The sequence below is a fragment of the Allobosea sp. P1_A7 genome (assembly GCF_056406775.1).
In genome coordinates this window covers 29,894-43,089 of record NZ_JBFTZN010000049.1, presented here as the reverse complement: position 1 = coordinate 43,089, position 13,196 = coordinate 29,894, and the positions used below count along the sequence as shown (strand labels likewise).

The 13,196-nt window shown below is 61.5% G+C and carries 17 protein-coding genes; 5 read left to right on the top strand and 12 right to left on the bottom strand.

The features are described from left to right. Both AC1D34_RS11085 and AC1D34_RS11080 read right to left on the bottom strand, forming a co-directional pair. The coding region (locus tag AC1D34_RS11085; protein WP_476824243.1) for a flavoprotein at window positions 1-187 on the bottom strand (187 nt) is incomplete at its 3' end. Then, window positions 184-1,704, bottom strand: a complete 1,521-nt coding sequence (locus AC1D34_RS11080; RefSeq protein ID WP_476776830.1) for a UbiD family decarboxylase — start codon at window positions 1,702-1,704, stop codon at window positions 184-186. The genes AC1D34_RS11085 and AC1D34_RS11080, both read right to left, overlap by 4 nt. 159 nt (window positions 1,705-1,863) lie before the next feature. On the opposite strand from AC1D34_RS11080, the gene ubiT reads away from it, so the two are divergent. The 5 genes from ubiT to AC1D34_RS11055 all read left to right on the top strand — a co-directional run bounded on the left by ubiT (window position 1,864) and on the right by AC1D34_RS11055 (window position 6,062). Beyond that, window positions 1,864-2,355: a ubiquinone anaerobic biosynthesis accessory factor UbiT gene (ubiT, locus tag AC1D34_RS11075; protein ID WP_476824242.1), complete on the top strand. Its 492-nt coding sequence runs from the start codon at window positions 1,864-1,866 to the stop codon at window positions 2,353-2,355. Next, a complete protein-coding gene (ubiU, locus tag AC1D34_RS11070) occupies window positions 2,346-3,323 on the top strand; it encodes a ubiquinone anaerobic biosynthesis protein UbiU (RefSeq protein ID WP_441508011.1) in 978 nt (325 codons plus the stop codon). Before ubiT ends, ubiU begins: the two co-directional genes overlap by 10 nt. A 34-nt stretch (window positions 3,324-3,357) precedes the next feature. Next, window positions 3,358-4,263 (top strand): ubiquinone anaerobic biosynthesis protein UbiV, encoded by a 906-nt coding sequence (gene ubiV / locus AC1D34_RS11065; protein WP_441508010.1) that lies wholly within the window; start codon window positions 3,358-3,360, stop codon window positions 4,261-4,263. 31 nt (window positions 4,264-4,294) lie between these two features. Further along, window positions 4,295-4,678, top strand: coding sequence for a hypothetical protein (locus tag AC1D34_RS11060; RefSeq protein WP_441508009.1), 384 nt, complete (start codon window positions 4,295-4,297; stop codon window positions 4,676-4,678). Between the two features lie 178 nt (window positions 4,679-4,856). Further along, the gene (locus AC1D34_RS11055; RefSeq protein ID WP_441508008.1) at window positions 4,857-6,062 is read left to right on the top strand and encodes an NnrS family protein; all 1,206 of its coding nucleotides are present in this window, start codon (window positions 4,857-4,859) and stop codon (window positions 6,060-6,062) included. Window positions 6,063-6,223: 161 nt separating this feature from the next. Here AC1D34_RS11055 and AC1D34_RS11050 read toward each other — a convergent pair whose 3' ends face one another. The 10 genes from AC1D34_RS11050 to AC1D34_RS11005 all read right to left on the bottom strand — a co-directional run bounded on the left by AC1D34_RS11050 (window position 6,224) and on the right by AC1D34_RS11005 (window position 13,194). Continuing rightward, window positions 6,224-6,916, bottom strand: a complete 693-nt coding sequence (locus tag AC1D34_RS11050; RefSeq protein ID WP_441508007.1) for a Crp/Fnr family transcriptional regulator — start codon at window positions 6,914-6,916, stop codon at window positions 6,224-6,226. 150 nt (window positions 6,917-7,066) lie between these two features. Next, a complete protein-coding gene (locus tag AC1D34_RS11045; RefSeq protein ID WP_441508006.1) occupies window positions 7,067-7,345 on the bottom strand; it encodes a cytochrome C oxidase subunit IV family protein in 279 nt (92 codons plus the stop codon). Window positions 7,346-7,348: 3 nt separating this feature from the next. Further along, the gene (locus AC1D34_RS11040) at window positions 7,349-7,888 is read right to left on the bottom strand and encodes a cytochrome c oxidase subunit 3 family protein (RefSeq protein ID WP_441508005.1); all 540 of its coding nucleotides are present in this window, start codon (window positions 7,886-7,888) and stop codon (window positions 7,349-7,351) included. Window positions 7,889-7,896: 8 nt separating this feature from the next. Beyond that, entirely contained in the window at window positions 7,897-8,778 is an 882-nt protein-coding gene (locus AC1D34_RS11035) for an SUMF1/EgtB/PvdO family nonheme iron enzyme (protein ID WP_441508004.1), read from the bottom strand. 60 nt (window positions 8,779-8,838) lie between these two features. Next, a complete protein-coding gene (gene nirK, locus AC1D34_RS11030) occupies window positions 8,839-9,975 on the bottom strand; it encodes a copper-containing nitrite reductase (protein ID WP_476776821.1) in 1,137 nt (378 codons plus the stop codon). A gap of 108 nt (window positions 9,976-10,083) precedes the next feature. Beyond that, window positions 10,084-10,368, bottom strand: a complete 285-nt coding sequence (locus tag AC1D34_RS11025) for a metal-sulfur cluster assembly factor (RefSeq protein WP_441508002.1) — start codon at window positions 10,366-10,368, stop codon at window positions 10,084-10,086. Beyond that, window positions 10,365-10,904: a DUF2249 domain-containing protein gene (locus AC1D34_RS11020; protein ID WP_441508001.1), complete on the bottom strand. Its 540-nt coding sequence runs from the start codon at window positions 10,902-10,904 to the stop codon at window positions 10,365-10,367. The genes AC1D34_RS11025 and AC1D34_RS11020 overlap by 4 nt, the downstream gene beginning before the upstream one ends. Further along, window positions 10,867-12,258, bottom strand: coding sequence for a hypothetical protein (locus AC1D34_RS11015; protein ID WP_441508000.1), 1,392 nt, complete (start codon window positions 12,256-12,258; stop codon window positions 10,867-10,869). The genes AC1D34_RS11020 and AC1D34_RS11015 overlap by 38 nt, the downstream gene beginning before the upstream one ends. A gap of 29 nt (window positions 12,259-12,287) precedes the next feature. Next, entirely contained in the window at window positions 12,288-12,608 is a 321-nt protein-coding gene (locus tag AC1D34_RS11010) for a DUF2249 domain-containing protein (RefSeq protein WP_441507999.1), read from the bottom strand. Between the two features lie 430 nt (window positions 12,609-13,038). Then, window positions 13,039-13,194: a hypothetical protein gene (locus AC1D34_RS11005; RefSeq protein ID WP_441507998.1), complete on the bottom strand. Its 156-nt coding sequence runs from the start codon at window positions 13,192-13,194 to the stop codon at window positions 13,039-13,041. Window positions 13,195-13,196: the final 2 nt, after the last annotated feature.

The following is a 13,196-nucleotide window of genomic DNA, read 5'->3' as shown; positions in this document are numbered from 1 at the left end:
GCCCCCGCACACGCTCCAAGGCCCCCGGGCCGACTTCGTGAACGAGCGTCCGTTCGGCTGCCTGGGAGACAACGAGATGAATCTCCACTGACCTAGCCGCAGCCAGCAGTTCGACAACCCGAAGCCCTATCGCGGCACCGGAGGCGCCACTAATTCCGACGACGACGCGTTCTGGGAGGTTCGTCATGATGCCCGTTTGATTGCGCTGGGCGAATCCAGCCCGAGGCTGGCCCAGATCGCATCGACCCGGGCGACCACTGCGGGATCCATCTCCAGAACCTCACCCCACTCCCTTTCGGTTTCAGGGCCGATCTTGTTGGTGGCGTCTATGCCGAGCTTGCCGCCGAGCCCTGGTTTGGGACTGGCAAAATCGAGGTAGTCGATCGGCGTATCGGTCAACTTCACCAGGTCGCGAGAGGCGTCGCAGCGCGTCGCGACAGCCCACATGACTTCCCGCCAGTCCCGGACATCGATATCCGTATCTACTACGACAAGCAGCTTCGTGTAAGTAAATTGCGGGAGTATTGACCAGAGCCCAAGCATCAGCCGGCGCGCCTGGCCCGGATAGCGCTTGTTGATGGAAACGACTGCGATGCGATAGGAGCAGGCCTCCGGCGGTAGCCAGAAATCTTCGACCTCTGGAAATTGGCGGCGCAACAGAGGCAGGAATAGCGGAGTTAGCGCCTCGCCGATCCGCGATGGTTCATCTGGGGCACGGCCGGTGAAGGTGGAAAGATAGAGTGGACAGCGGCGCATGGTCACCGCGGTGACAGTCAGCACGGGGAACGGTTCGACGGCGTTATAATAGCCAGTATGGTCGCCAAAAGGGCCTTCGGGCGCTGTATCGCTTGCCGACACCGTGCCTTCGATCACGATTTCGGCCTCAGCAGGAACGGAGAGCGGTACTGTCACACACGGGGTGAGCACAGGCCTCTCGCCGCGCAGCAGGCCGGAAAACCGCAGTTCTGAGACCGTCTCCGGCAACGGAAGGACCGCGGAGAGGATGGTGGCGGGATCGGCTCCGATTACAACGGCAACCGGCATGTCGCGACCTAAACGGCGCCATTGCTCATGATGACGCGCCCCGCCGCGATGCGCCAACCAACGCATGATCGCCCGATCACGGCCGAGAACCTGCATCCGGTAGACCCCGACATTGCTCTCGCCCTCAGGCAAGGGCGGGTTTGTAATGACCAGCGGCCAGGTGAGTAGCGGCGCCGGTTCGCCTGGCCAGCAGATCTGCGCCGGCAAGGCGCGCAGGTCGATCTCGTCACCGCGGAACACACGTTCCTGTACAGGGGCCCCGTTTTGCCGACGTGGGCGCATCGTCATCGCCGCCCGCGCCAGCGGCAATTTGCGCCAGGCATCGGCAAGGTCACGGGGGGCCTGCGGCGCGCGTAGTTCGGCCAGCGCTTCGCCCAAGGCCGGCAAGTCCTCGGGCCGGACACCGAGCCCCCAGGCCACACGCTCGACTGTGCCGAAGAGATTGGTCAGCAGTGGCATCTCGGCCTGAGAACCATCGGGCCGGATCGGTCGGATGAAGAGCAAGGCGGGGCCGCCCTCACTGAGGACGCGGCGGTGAATCTCAGTGACCTCATGCACCACGCTGACCGGCTCGCTGATGCGCTTAAGCTGACCGGCCTCCTCGAGGTGATCGACGAAGCCACGTAAGTGGCGAAAGGCGGGAAGGTGGCGGCGGTTCAGCAAGATAAGCGCTCCGTTCTTGAGCGATCATCGCCTGAGCCATTCGCAGCCGTCTTTGTCCGGGCGCAACGATCAAACCGAACACTCCTCGCTACTCTGCCGGTCGGAGGTCACCTGATGCCATCGTCCCCAACAGCTTCCCCGAGCCTGCCCCATTTGTTGTCGCTGGCTTTGCGCCCGCTTCCGCTCGCGCCTCTGCAGCACGTGCTTGCTCTGTTCCTATATGGCATCGGGAAACGTCATCCCGGCCTCTACGAGCGATTGGGATGCCACGCGAACAAGCGCTTCGGCATCGATCCGACCGACCTGCCATTCGCATTCGTGTTGGAGCCCAAACTGATACGCCCCGAAGCAACCGCCGTTCGCTGCCTTCCTTCTCGACTTGATGCGAGCATTCGCGGCCCGTTGTCGGCATTGGTCGGGATGGCTGAAGGCCGGCTGGATGGCGACGCACTGTTCTTCTCGCGCCAACTCGATATCGAAGGGGATATCGAAGCCGTGCTCGCATTGCGCAATGCCGTAGACGATGCCGGACTCAACCTCGCGAACGAGTTCCTAGCCGGGCTTGGCTTGCCCGGACGAGGGATCGCCAAACTCCTCAGCCGGCATCAGTTCGCAACCGGGACGGCCGGAGCTGGATCATGGAGCTGATCTGTCCGGCCGGAACCCCCGCGGCTTTGAGAGCGGCGGTCGAAGCTGGAGCCGACGCGGTTTATTGCGGATTCCGCGATGAGACCAATGCCCGCAATTTCCCTGGCCTCAACTTCAGCCGTGAAGAGCTGCGTCAGGCGATCGCCTTAGCCCATCGGCATGGGGTCAAAGTCCTGGTGGCGATCAACACCTTTGCTCGGGCGGGCGCTCTCAGCCTCTGGCGCGCCGCGGTGGACGATGCCGTGGCCGCCGGTGCCGATGCTCTGATCCTGGCGGATGTCGGAGTGCTCGATTATGCCGCCACTCGCCATCCGGAGCAGCGTTTGCACCTGTCGGTGCAGGCTGGTGCGGCCAATGCGGATGCAATTCGCTTTTATATCGAGAGCTTCGGAGTTCGCCGCGTGGTGCTGCCCCGGGTTCTGAGTGTGCCAGAGATCGCAGCCGTGGTTCGCGAGGCAAATTGCGAAACCGAAGTCTTCGTCTTCGGGGGGCTTTGCGTCATGGAGGAGGGCCGTTGCTCGCTCTCGTCCTATGCCACCGGCAAGTCACCGAACATGCAAGGGGTCTGCTCACCAGCTAGCCATGTTGCTTATGAGCAGGTGAACCGCCGGACTGTTTCGCGGCTCGGCGGGTTCACCATAAACGCCTTTGAGAAGGGCGAGCCGGTCGGCTACCCGACGTTATGCAAGGGGCGCTTCGCCACCGAGCATGGAACTGGTTACATTTTTGAAGAGCCGGTCAGCCTTGATGCCGCCACCATGCTACCAGGCCTTCAGAAAGCTGGCGTAACGGCATTGAAGATCGAAGGCCGCCAGCGCGGACGCGCGTATGTCGCTGAGGTCGTGCGCTCGTTTAAGCGAGCCATCGCAGCGCTCGACGAGGGGCGAACGATCGAGGCCCAAGGCTTGAATCGCATGACCGAGGGTCAGACGACCACAGTCGGAGCCTATCGCAAGACGTGGCGCTGACGAATTCGCGCGGCAAATTCCGAGGACATCTCATATGCAGCTCACTCTCGGCCCAGTGCTGTTCAATTGGTCCGCCGAGGATTGGCGCGATTTTTACTTTCGGGTGGCTGATGAGGCGCCGGTCGATATTGTCGTAGTCGGCGAGGCTGTCTGCTCGAAGCGATCGCCATTCTTCATCGAACATCTGCCCGCCGTCGTTGAACGGCTGGAGGCTGCAGGCAAAGTTGTTTTGCACTCCTCGCTCATCCTGGTTTCGTTGTTGCGTGAGCGGCGACAGATGGCGGAACTGATGCAGGGGGGGGTAACGGTCGAAGTCAATGATCTGACCTGCCTGGCCTCGCTGGCCCAGCGTCCGCATGCGATCGGACCGTTCGTCAATGTCTATAACGAAGCTACCGCTGCGTTCGTGGCTGGACTGGGCGCGCAGCGCCTCTGTTTGCCGCCGGAGTTGCCCCTGGCATCGGTCGCTGCGATCGCGACCGCCGTTCCGGACGTCGCTATCGAGGTCTTCGCCTTCGGGAAGGTGCCCTTGGCCATCTCCGCGCGCTGCTATCATGCCCGCATCCACAAGCTCTCTAAGGACAACTGTCGCTTTGTCTGTGAGAAGGATTTGGACGGTCTTGCGGTAGAGACACTGACGGGAGAGGGGTTCCTCACGGTGAATGGCGTTCAGACGCTGTCCCATACATGCGCCAATTTGATCGAAGACATCCCCGCTTTGACGAAGGCTGGTGTGGACTCGCTTCGGCTGTCACCGCAACGGTGCGACATGGTGGGCGTCGCGCAGGCTTTTCGTGATGCGATTGACGGGCGTGTCGAAGCCGGCGAGGCAAGTCGCTTACTCGAAGAGATCTACCCCGGAGTGGCTTTCGCAAACGGTTTTCTCCACGGCGCACCCGGCTTCACCCGGGTTCAATCCGGCGCGACCGCGGTGGCCTAGATATCCGCGCCACGATCGCAGGGAGGCAGCTATGCCGAAGGATCCCAAAATTCCGGCCGCCGATGGTGCCCTATCCCGTATACCGGTTGATGAAGCCGGTGAGCTAATCGGAAGGCTTCGCCATGTCCTCCTTCCGGCCGGCCTGGATTGCCAATGCCGGGAGACACTCACCGGCGCGCTGGACCGGTTTAGCCTGATGGAAAAGCGCCGTATCGGACGGCGTAGGCTCGCCCAGGCTCGTGATCACAAGGAGCGCATCGTCGCACTTCTCGCTTTCCTGTCGGAACTCGATCAGGTCACGGAAGCTGAGAGTGATCGAACGGTCTTTGAGGAGATGGCATTGCTTTTCATCGAGATCGCCCATTGCGCTCAAGCCAGCGCGACAGCCCTCAGGGCGTTGGACGCTCGCATCTGAAGAATCGAATTCTTTGTCTTTTCGCAAACCGGTGCATCAGACGAACGGCTAGATTTCCAGTCCCGGCCGTTCCGGAAATGTCTGCGATGAGCTCGCGGATCGGGCGGCGAAGTGATCAAATTGTCCGGCATCGTTCGGCGATCTGATTGAACGCGATATGCAGAGGACAGCAGGTATCATGGCTCCGATTCCCCGTCTGCGGTCTTATGGCGGCCCCGCCCTGCTGTCCTACGGTTTTCGTCCGCTCTATCTCATCGGCGCGCTGTATGCTGGCGTCGCGGTTTTGATCTGGCTGCCGTTCGTGACTGGTCGGCTGGACCTCCCCACGGCCTTCGTGCCGGTTGACTGGCATATCCATGAAATGCTCTTCGGCTATCAGGCTGCCGCCATAGGAGGCTTCCTTCTGACGGCTATTCCGAACTGGACGGGGCGACTGCCAGTGCAAGGCACTCCTCTGCTCGTACTGGTCATCGCCTGGCTTGCTGGCCGCATCGCAGTCGCAACCTCCGCGTGGCTGGGCTGGCGCACGGCGATGCTGATCGATGGCACCTTTCTCACACTGCTCGCACTTGCCGCTGCGCGGGAAATTTTCGCCGGACGCAATTGGCGCAACCTCAAGGTCGTCATTCTTGTTGGCCTGCTGCTCGTAGCCAACCTTGCCTTTCACCTCGAGGCTGGGATCGCCGGGTCGGCTGTGTATGGACGGCGGCTCGCCATTGCCGTCATCATTACGCTCGTCTCGCTTATTGGCGGGCGCATCATTCCAAGTTTCACGCGCAACTGGCTCGCCGCACAGGGACCGGGGCGCCTTCCTATTTCGTTCGGCGCTTATGACAAGGCAGTTCTAGCCGCGACAGCAATTGCATTGGTTGGCTGGATTGTTCTCCCTGACGGCCCCGCAACAGGGGGGCTGCTCCTTACCGGAGCCGGGCTCCACGCTTTCCGGCTCGCGCGCTGGGCTGGACATCGCACATGGCGGAATCCGCTACTGGTCATCCTTCATGTTGCCTACGCCTTTGTGCCGCTCGGCTTCGCACTCACTGGAATGGCTAGTTTCGACCTGCTTCCGGCCGCTGCGGGGGCGCATGCTTGGACGGCTGGCGCGATGGCCACACTGACACTCGCAGTGATGTCACGCTCCAGCCTTGGCCATACGGGACGGCCTCTCGTCGCCACCCCGGCCACTCAGGTTGTCTACGGCCTCGTGGTCATTGGCGCCGTGGCCCGGATCTGCTCGGCAACGGGCCACGGGCCTGCTTCGCTGCTGCATATCGCGGGCCTCGCTTGGTCGGCCGCCTTCCTTGTCTTTGGGGTGGCCTATTGGAAGGTCCTCACTGGTCCGCGTCTCGCCACGAAGGCTGAAGCTGTTATGCGTTCAGCGTGAGGTCACTTGCCGTTGGCGGGATTTTAGCAACGTCCGGTTGGGACGACACCGCTAGCAGCCTTTGCAAACGCGAGTGCGATTTCGCGCCTCCTCTCGGCATCTGATCCCGGTAGCGGGAAGGGGCCGGAGGGGTTGCTCAGTCGTGGACTGCCTCCGGCCGCCTATTCAGCATCCTCGGCCAACCGTGTCAGGCCGGGGATGTCGCGCACCATCAGCTTCTGGCGCCCGCCTTCGACCAGTCCCTGCTCCTCCCAGGCGCTCAGAATACGAGAGACGGTATGCAACGTCGTACCGGTCATTTCGGCAATATCCTTCCGCGAGATCGGGAAATCGACGTGCGTGCCGCCTACTTCGCGGCGGCCGGCCTGGTCGACGAGCCGGAGGACGGTGTGCGCAACTCTCCGCTCAACCTCCTGCGTCGACATCTCGCGAATGCGGGTATGGGCTTCATCCAGGCGCTGGCCGATGGTGCGTATGGCGTTCATCGCGAGATGCGGATTGTCCTCGACGAAGGAATCCCAGAACTCTGTCGGCCAGGCGGCCACAAGACTGTCGACGGCGGCGGTGGCAGTGCCAGGGTAGTCGCGCCGGTTCAAGGCCTGGGCGAAGCCGAAGAGGTCGCCTGGGTGTACCACGCGCACAATGATCTGTTGGCCGTCGCGTGTGACCTGCGTGACTTTGAGGCGGCCGTGAAGGAGCAAATAGAAGAACGCCGCTGTATCGCCTTGTTCGAAGACCGCGTCGCCCTGCTGAACCCTGCGCGCGGTCGCCTTGGCGCAAAGACGGTCCAGCTGGGGCTCGCTCATCGCGGCGAAGAGGGGAACCTCGCGCAAGACGCTGCGGTCCAGGGCCATGGTATCAGGCTTCCACTCTCGGGGGATCGGCGAACCCGGATGTACGAAAGGAGTTTTTATCCGTCAGCGGCGGCGGACTATGGCGGGTAGACCACCCATGTTCAAGAGTGTGCTGGCGGTCGCTACGTCGCACGTCAGTCCGCGGATTACTCACGGAACCAGCCCCCCGATAGCGACTGTTTTCAGGCCGGCCAAGGCCAGCACGGTGCAGGTGTAGCCAGTGAGTGCGCCGCTCAGAAGCCAGGACTCCCGATGCATCTGCATGAAGCCAAAGACGATTAGCGCGGCCTTTGCCGTTCCAAGCAGCCAGAAGGCCAAAGCGCCAAACGGCCCGGATCCGAACTGAGCTGCGGCAACAAGGTTCAATGCGGTGGCCAGCAGCAGCGCGAACCAGATGCGCAGTGGAGAAGGGGGCCGAAACAGGCTCATAGGTCACCCTAGGTGCACAATCGGCAAGATCGTAACCCAGACGAGGTCGATGACATGCCAGACAGTGGCAATGGTCGCGACGAAACGCGGCCTTGGCCACCACGCGGCGCCGAGCAGCAGCAAGGCGCCGAACAGGACATGGGCGAGGTGGAAGCCGGTGATCAGAAAGTAGAGTTCGAATAGGCGGCTCTCGTCAGGCATTGTAGGTATCTCGCGCGCATAGCCGGCCAGCTTGATCGCGCAGAAGGCAAAGCCGCCGACTGCGGCGATGATCAGGTCACGCGCCGGCCGCAGTGCTTGTACCGCGCGTGCGGCGAACAGGCCGCTGCCGAGCAGCACGACCGTTGCAAGGCCTGCAAGCCTGAGGTCAAGATGCTGCCGCGCGACGGAGAAACCAGCCGGATCCGCAATGTTCGCGATTGCGAAGCCGGCGAGCAGCGCAGCGAAGATGATAAGTTCGCTCCAGATCAGCAACCAGAGAAGCAGATCTGTCTCCGGTTCCTCGCGGACGGTGCTTTCAGCCGTGGCATGGTGTTGCAGCATGTGACTGCTCATGCCAGCCGCAGGCGTTGGCGAGCGCGTACAAGGATCCGCTCATGCCAACGCGGTTCCTTGACTAACCGAAAGCCCAGATGATCCGGAGGCGCGCCAACCGAACACCCACCGCTCTTCGGGTTACGGATAAAGAAGCTCATCATCGCGCGGTGCTGGCCCTCGACGACATAGATCCCGCAGGTTTTCGCTTCAGTGACGGGCACGCCTGCTGCATTCAGCGTGACGCGAGTCAGGCAGGTGCGTGTCCATTCCCAGACATTGCCAGCAATATCGTGGACGCCGTGCTCATTGGTGCCGAAGCTGCCAGCGGGTTGCGGTTTCTGTGCGCGCCCGCTCTTGAGTTCGGCTTCGCGTTCATAGCTTGCGAGCCAGCGTCGCGCCGGGTTCGGGTCGCCGCTGTCCGGGGCGCCTTGATCTTCGACGAAACGTGATCCGGCCGCGTGAACCCATTCGTGAGAATCCGGAAGCCGCCAGTTTGCTCCGGTCTTGTGCGACAGCCACTCAGCGTATGAGGTTGCGTCAGCGTAGCTGACGCCGGTAACGGGCAGAGTGCCAGGCGCTGATACGTTATCGATTCCCTTGCAGACGCCCTCGGCTACACAGACTGCGTAATCCGCGACAGAGACCTGATAGGTCATGATTTCGAACCCGCTGCTGCGGATTTCCACAAGGGGCCCGCGAACCGGCAGCCCGTCGCGGCTGTACTCGCCAGCAAGCCGATGTTGGAACGTGGCGGCAGGAACGGTGACGGTTTGCGGTTGGAAGGGAGGGGTTCCTCCGGCATCACGCAGGGGGAGCAATGCGGCCGCGCCGGTTGCCGCAATGAGTGCGAGCGGCAGTGCAAATGGCCAGCCGAAGCGGCGGAAGGGCATATCCATGTCTGGTTGCCTTGGTGAAAGGAGTAGCCCCCCATTGCGAGAAGCTACTCCTGAGCGACTTCAGATCCCGACGGGAGCGCGGATCTGCTTCATCAGGTCGTCGTTCCATTCGCCCTCGACCTTGAAATGACCGGCAGCGCCGAGTTCGAAGGCTTCGATCAGGTTGTGGTTCACATAGGCGTAGATGCCGGGCTGCTGGAAGGTGTAGAGCGCTGCACCTGCGCAGCCGCCGGGGATGAACCAGGTTTCCTGATCGAGCTCGGGCGGGTTGCGGAACTTGCCAGTGGCCCAGACATAATCGCCATGGCCGCCGATCAGGTGCGGGCGCGTGTCGCGATTGGCTTGGGAATGGATGACAAGGACCGTTTCTCCGACCTTCGCAGTTAGCGCATTCTTGCCGGTGAGTGCCCCAACCTTGCCGTTGAAGACAATGTGGCTCGGGGTCAGCGTGCGCATCGCCTTCTGCACATCCTCATGGGCTTCGCCGGCGCTGGCATAGCGCTTGTACTTTCCGTTCGCGTCGCGCGGCACATAGAAATCCTGTTCGCCGACATAGTAGACCCGATCGTATTTCAGCGACTTGCCCTGATGATCCTTCAGGCCGTCGCGCGGCAGCACCATAATGGCGCCATTCATGCCGGCAGTGACATGCCATGGGACCATGCCGGGAGGGGCGCAGTGGTAGACGAACACCCCTTGCTTGGTCGCCTTCCAGCGAAGCACGGTTCTTTCGCCCGGATTGACTTCCGTCAGTGCGCCGCCGCCCAAGGCGCCGGTAGCCGAATGGAAGTCGATATTGTGCATCAGCTCATTAGTTTCGGGATTGATGAGCGTCAGCTCGACATAATCGCCCTCGTGGACGACCATCAGCGGTCCCGGCACGGTGCCATTGAAGGTGAAGGCGAAGGTTTCCGTGCCCTCAGCATCGAGGACGATCTTCTTCTCCTCGATCTTCAATTCGAACTCGACGATCTTCGGACCGTCCGTGGCCACCTGCTCATGGGCGTGGACGAAGGGCGGGTCGACGAGCTTGACCTTGACTCGGGGAAGCTTGGCAATGTCGGCGGCGCTGGCCTTGACGAGGGGCGCCGGGGCAGCCTCTGCAGTCTGGGGGGCCATCACAGCCTGCACGATGGCTCCGGATGTTGCTGCACCTGCCAGGATGCTGCGCCGAGTCAGCTTGAAGTCTTCGCCCATGACGTGTCTCCTAACGGAACGGCCGGTCGTTACCGGTCATCACCTTTGTAGAGACTTGAGGGAGACGTTCTTTGTTGCGGCACAACAAAAGTCAATATTTCGCCCTATTCAGTTGTTCGCCATCATCGCGGGCGTCCAGACAGGGTCGTAGGTAAGCCACGTCTCGACCGATGAGACACCCTCGACGGCGCTAACGCGCATTTCGACCGCGTCCTTCAGAAAGCCCGCCAGCGGGCAGCCTCTGGCCGTGGTAGTCATTGCGATCCGTACGCCGCCGTCCGGGCTGGTCTCGATCGAATAGATCAATCCTAGGTCGAGCAGGCTGCGACCCAATTCAGGATCCATAACATCGCGTAAAGCGTTACGGATCTCAGCGTCGAGTGTCGCCGTCATGATGAGGCCTTGCCGCCATGGCGGATCAGTAGGCGGTAGGCCGTTCCGCTGGCATCGAAATTGCCGGCCCATTCATGTCCTCTTTTCGCCAGTTCCGGGAAGAGGAACAATGGCTCACGAGCCAGTAGCGCGAACAAAGTCTCTCCGGAGCGTAGCTCTTCCATCGTTTCGAGAATGCGCACCATCGGTTCTGGTGGCTCAAGATCGCAGAGGTCTAATTCTTCAACCGGATCGGGCCAGTGAGCTGCTGACGGACTGCTACCGAAGGCAAGCGATGTCTCTTGCTGTTCAACTTCGACCGGCGTGAAGATCACCTCCCAGTCTCCGCCGTCCAGTGGCCGATCGCTGGCGCCGAAGCCACGATTGGCCATGACTGAAAACAGCGGCACGGGCCGAAACGGAGCGAAGAGCTTGAGGCTCTCGCCAGGTTTCAATGCCTCTACGGCGTCCATGATCGCTTGGAAGGGTTCGCCTCCCGCCTGCAGGATCGGCCGAACATCAAGCTCGCGGATGGGCGGGTTCGTTGAAGCTGCCATGAACGGGTCCTTTCCGAATGGGCTGAGGTAAGAAAAGCCGAGGCACGCCACCCGCCGTCCGGCTGGCAGGGATCAATTCGGCGAGCTGGCGAATACGGACAAGTTCCACGACGATGCCAGCCGTGCCGGCGAGGCACAGCAGCGAGGCGAGCTGAAAGATGCTGCCTGCCTGGACGGCGAGCGCGACGGTTCCAAGCATAACACCCACAAAATAGAGAAAGAACCAGTGACGCGCGCGCTTCGCGTTGAGAAGGTCCGCGACCCGTGGGGGCGCGACGCGACCGAGCAATGGCCCGAACACTTCGAGCCAGGTCATGAACGAGACAATCTTGGTGAGTTGAGCAAGCGTCAGTCCACTCAACCATCCGAAAACGAGCAGGAAGACCAGAGCGGCAACCCACGGCTCAGGGGCTCCACAGAGCAACACTATCGGCAGAAGCAATGCACACAGGCCAAGCGCCGCAAAGGCGACGATACTCGCCAGCATATTGAGTTCGAGTGCCTTGCGGCGGCGAGCGCGGTAGAGGGAAATCATGTCCCCACCGTAAAGCAGGGTAACAAGCGCAAGGCCGGTCATGGCAAGAAATGCCAGTCCGGCTCGCCCCTGTTCGAGAGTGATGAAGAAGAAGGCGCCCGCCGCGAGTCCTAGCGAAAGCGTTCCGCCAACCAGAACGAACTGCGTGGTCCGACGCTCGGTGTCAGGCGTCATCATGAACATGGCCAGCAATTTGTAGCTGACGCCGAAGGCAGTGAAGCTCAGCCAGCCTCCGAGGCCGAGCATCGCGTGCAGGGACAAACCGTCCGTCAGCAAAGCAGCAAAAGGCAGGGCAGAAAGATGCCCTGCGAGGATGCAGGCAAATAGAAACCCGCTAAGTCCCGTGGCCGCGAGGGCGGCGAGTCCGACGAGCACGAAGCGAGGCAGAAGTGTCAGGGGACGAGAGCGCAACAACGTAATGGCGAGCATGATGCCGAGCAGGCTGAAGCCCGCCAACAGCACCAGGCCCGACAGCGGCAGCAATTCCGGCGCGAATGGCAGCATGCCAGATACGGACGCAAAACCAGCGCAGAGCCCAGCGAGCCCCCCCAGCGTCAGGGCAAGAGCCGGTAACGCCAATCGCGGACAGGAGAGAGGACGTGCGACTAGAACGGGCACGAACTGAAGCAAGGCGCCAGCCATGACCAGGCTGAGCCAGCCGATCGACAGTAGATGGACAGTGATGAGGGTGGCGGGCTCGGCGAGCCCATATGCCGGGTAGCTAATTCCAGCCACCATCATGGCTTCGGCCGCAAATAGGCAAACGAGCGCGGCCGCGAAGTAACTCATCGTCCAGCGAGAGAGCGATGCAATCGGCACGACCGGGCTCCTTCGCAAGGGGACGAGTGTTAGCTGCCGCAGGTACAGTGATTGCCTTCGCCATGGCCGCCACAGCCATCGGAAGGCTCCTCGGTCCGGTGATCGGCAGCATGATCAGTGCGTTCGATTGCAACCTGCCAAAGATGGGGACCCTCGACGATATAGGTCCACACATAGGCGCCGGGATAACGCGCCTCAATTTGGCGGCGCAGCGGGACCGGATCATGATCATTCACGATACAGAAGGCCGTCCCAGGCTGCAGCTGCTCGATGATGCCGAAGATGGTGGCGTGCCGGACAGTCGGCGGGATCGTGCGCACATCAAGTGGCTCGAATCTCGAAATTTCCATAGTTGGACCCTCGTTGCAGACGCCAGTTGGCCGTCGGACAAGCACAACCTAAGCCGTCGGGGCAGAAACAACTTTGTTGAAGCTCAAAGAAGCGGTCAGTTGCGTAGCTCATCGCTAATAGGCACGCCATTACTCAACTGAGCCTCGGCAGAGGCGCCGGTCGGCGTTTACGATCTGGGCCATCTAAACTCTACGGAGGACGCGGATAGCATGGCTCGCCCGGTCGCGGCTTTCGCCAGAAGTGCCACCCTTGCTGACGAACGGGATCAAATCCGGATTATAGCCCGTCAGCATAAGATCTGAATTTTCGCGATCTCGAAGGCTTCAAGAGCCGATTGTTGACAAACTATATTGATTTCTTCGGATACTCGCGCCAGCGACCTAGCGTCTTGTAGATTCATATCGTCAGAATCCTCGCGAGTCCGGCTTACTACTGCTCAAGGTAGAGGACGACAGCGATGAGCAAGCTGCAGATGATCGCGGTCGCCACTCCGCTCTTTTGCAGCACGCCCATGCGGTAGAGCAGCACGGCCATGACGATGATGGCGGGGGTGGCGACGATCAGGCCGAACTGGGCGTCGGTCATGA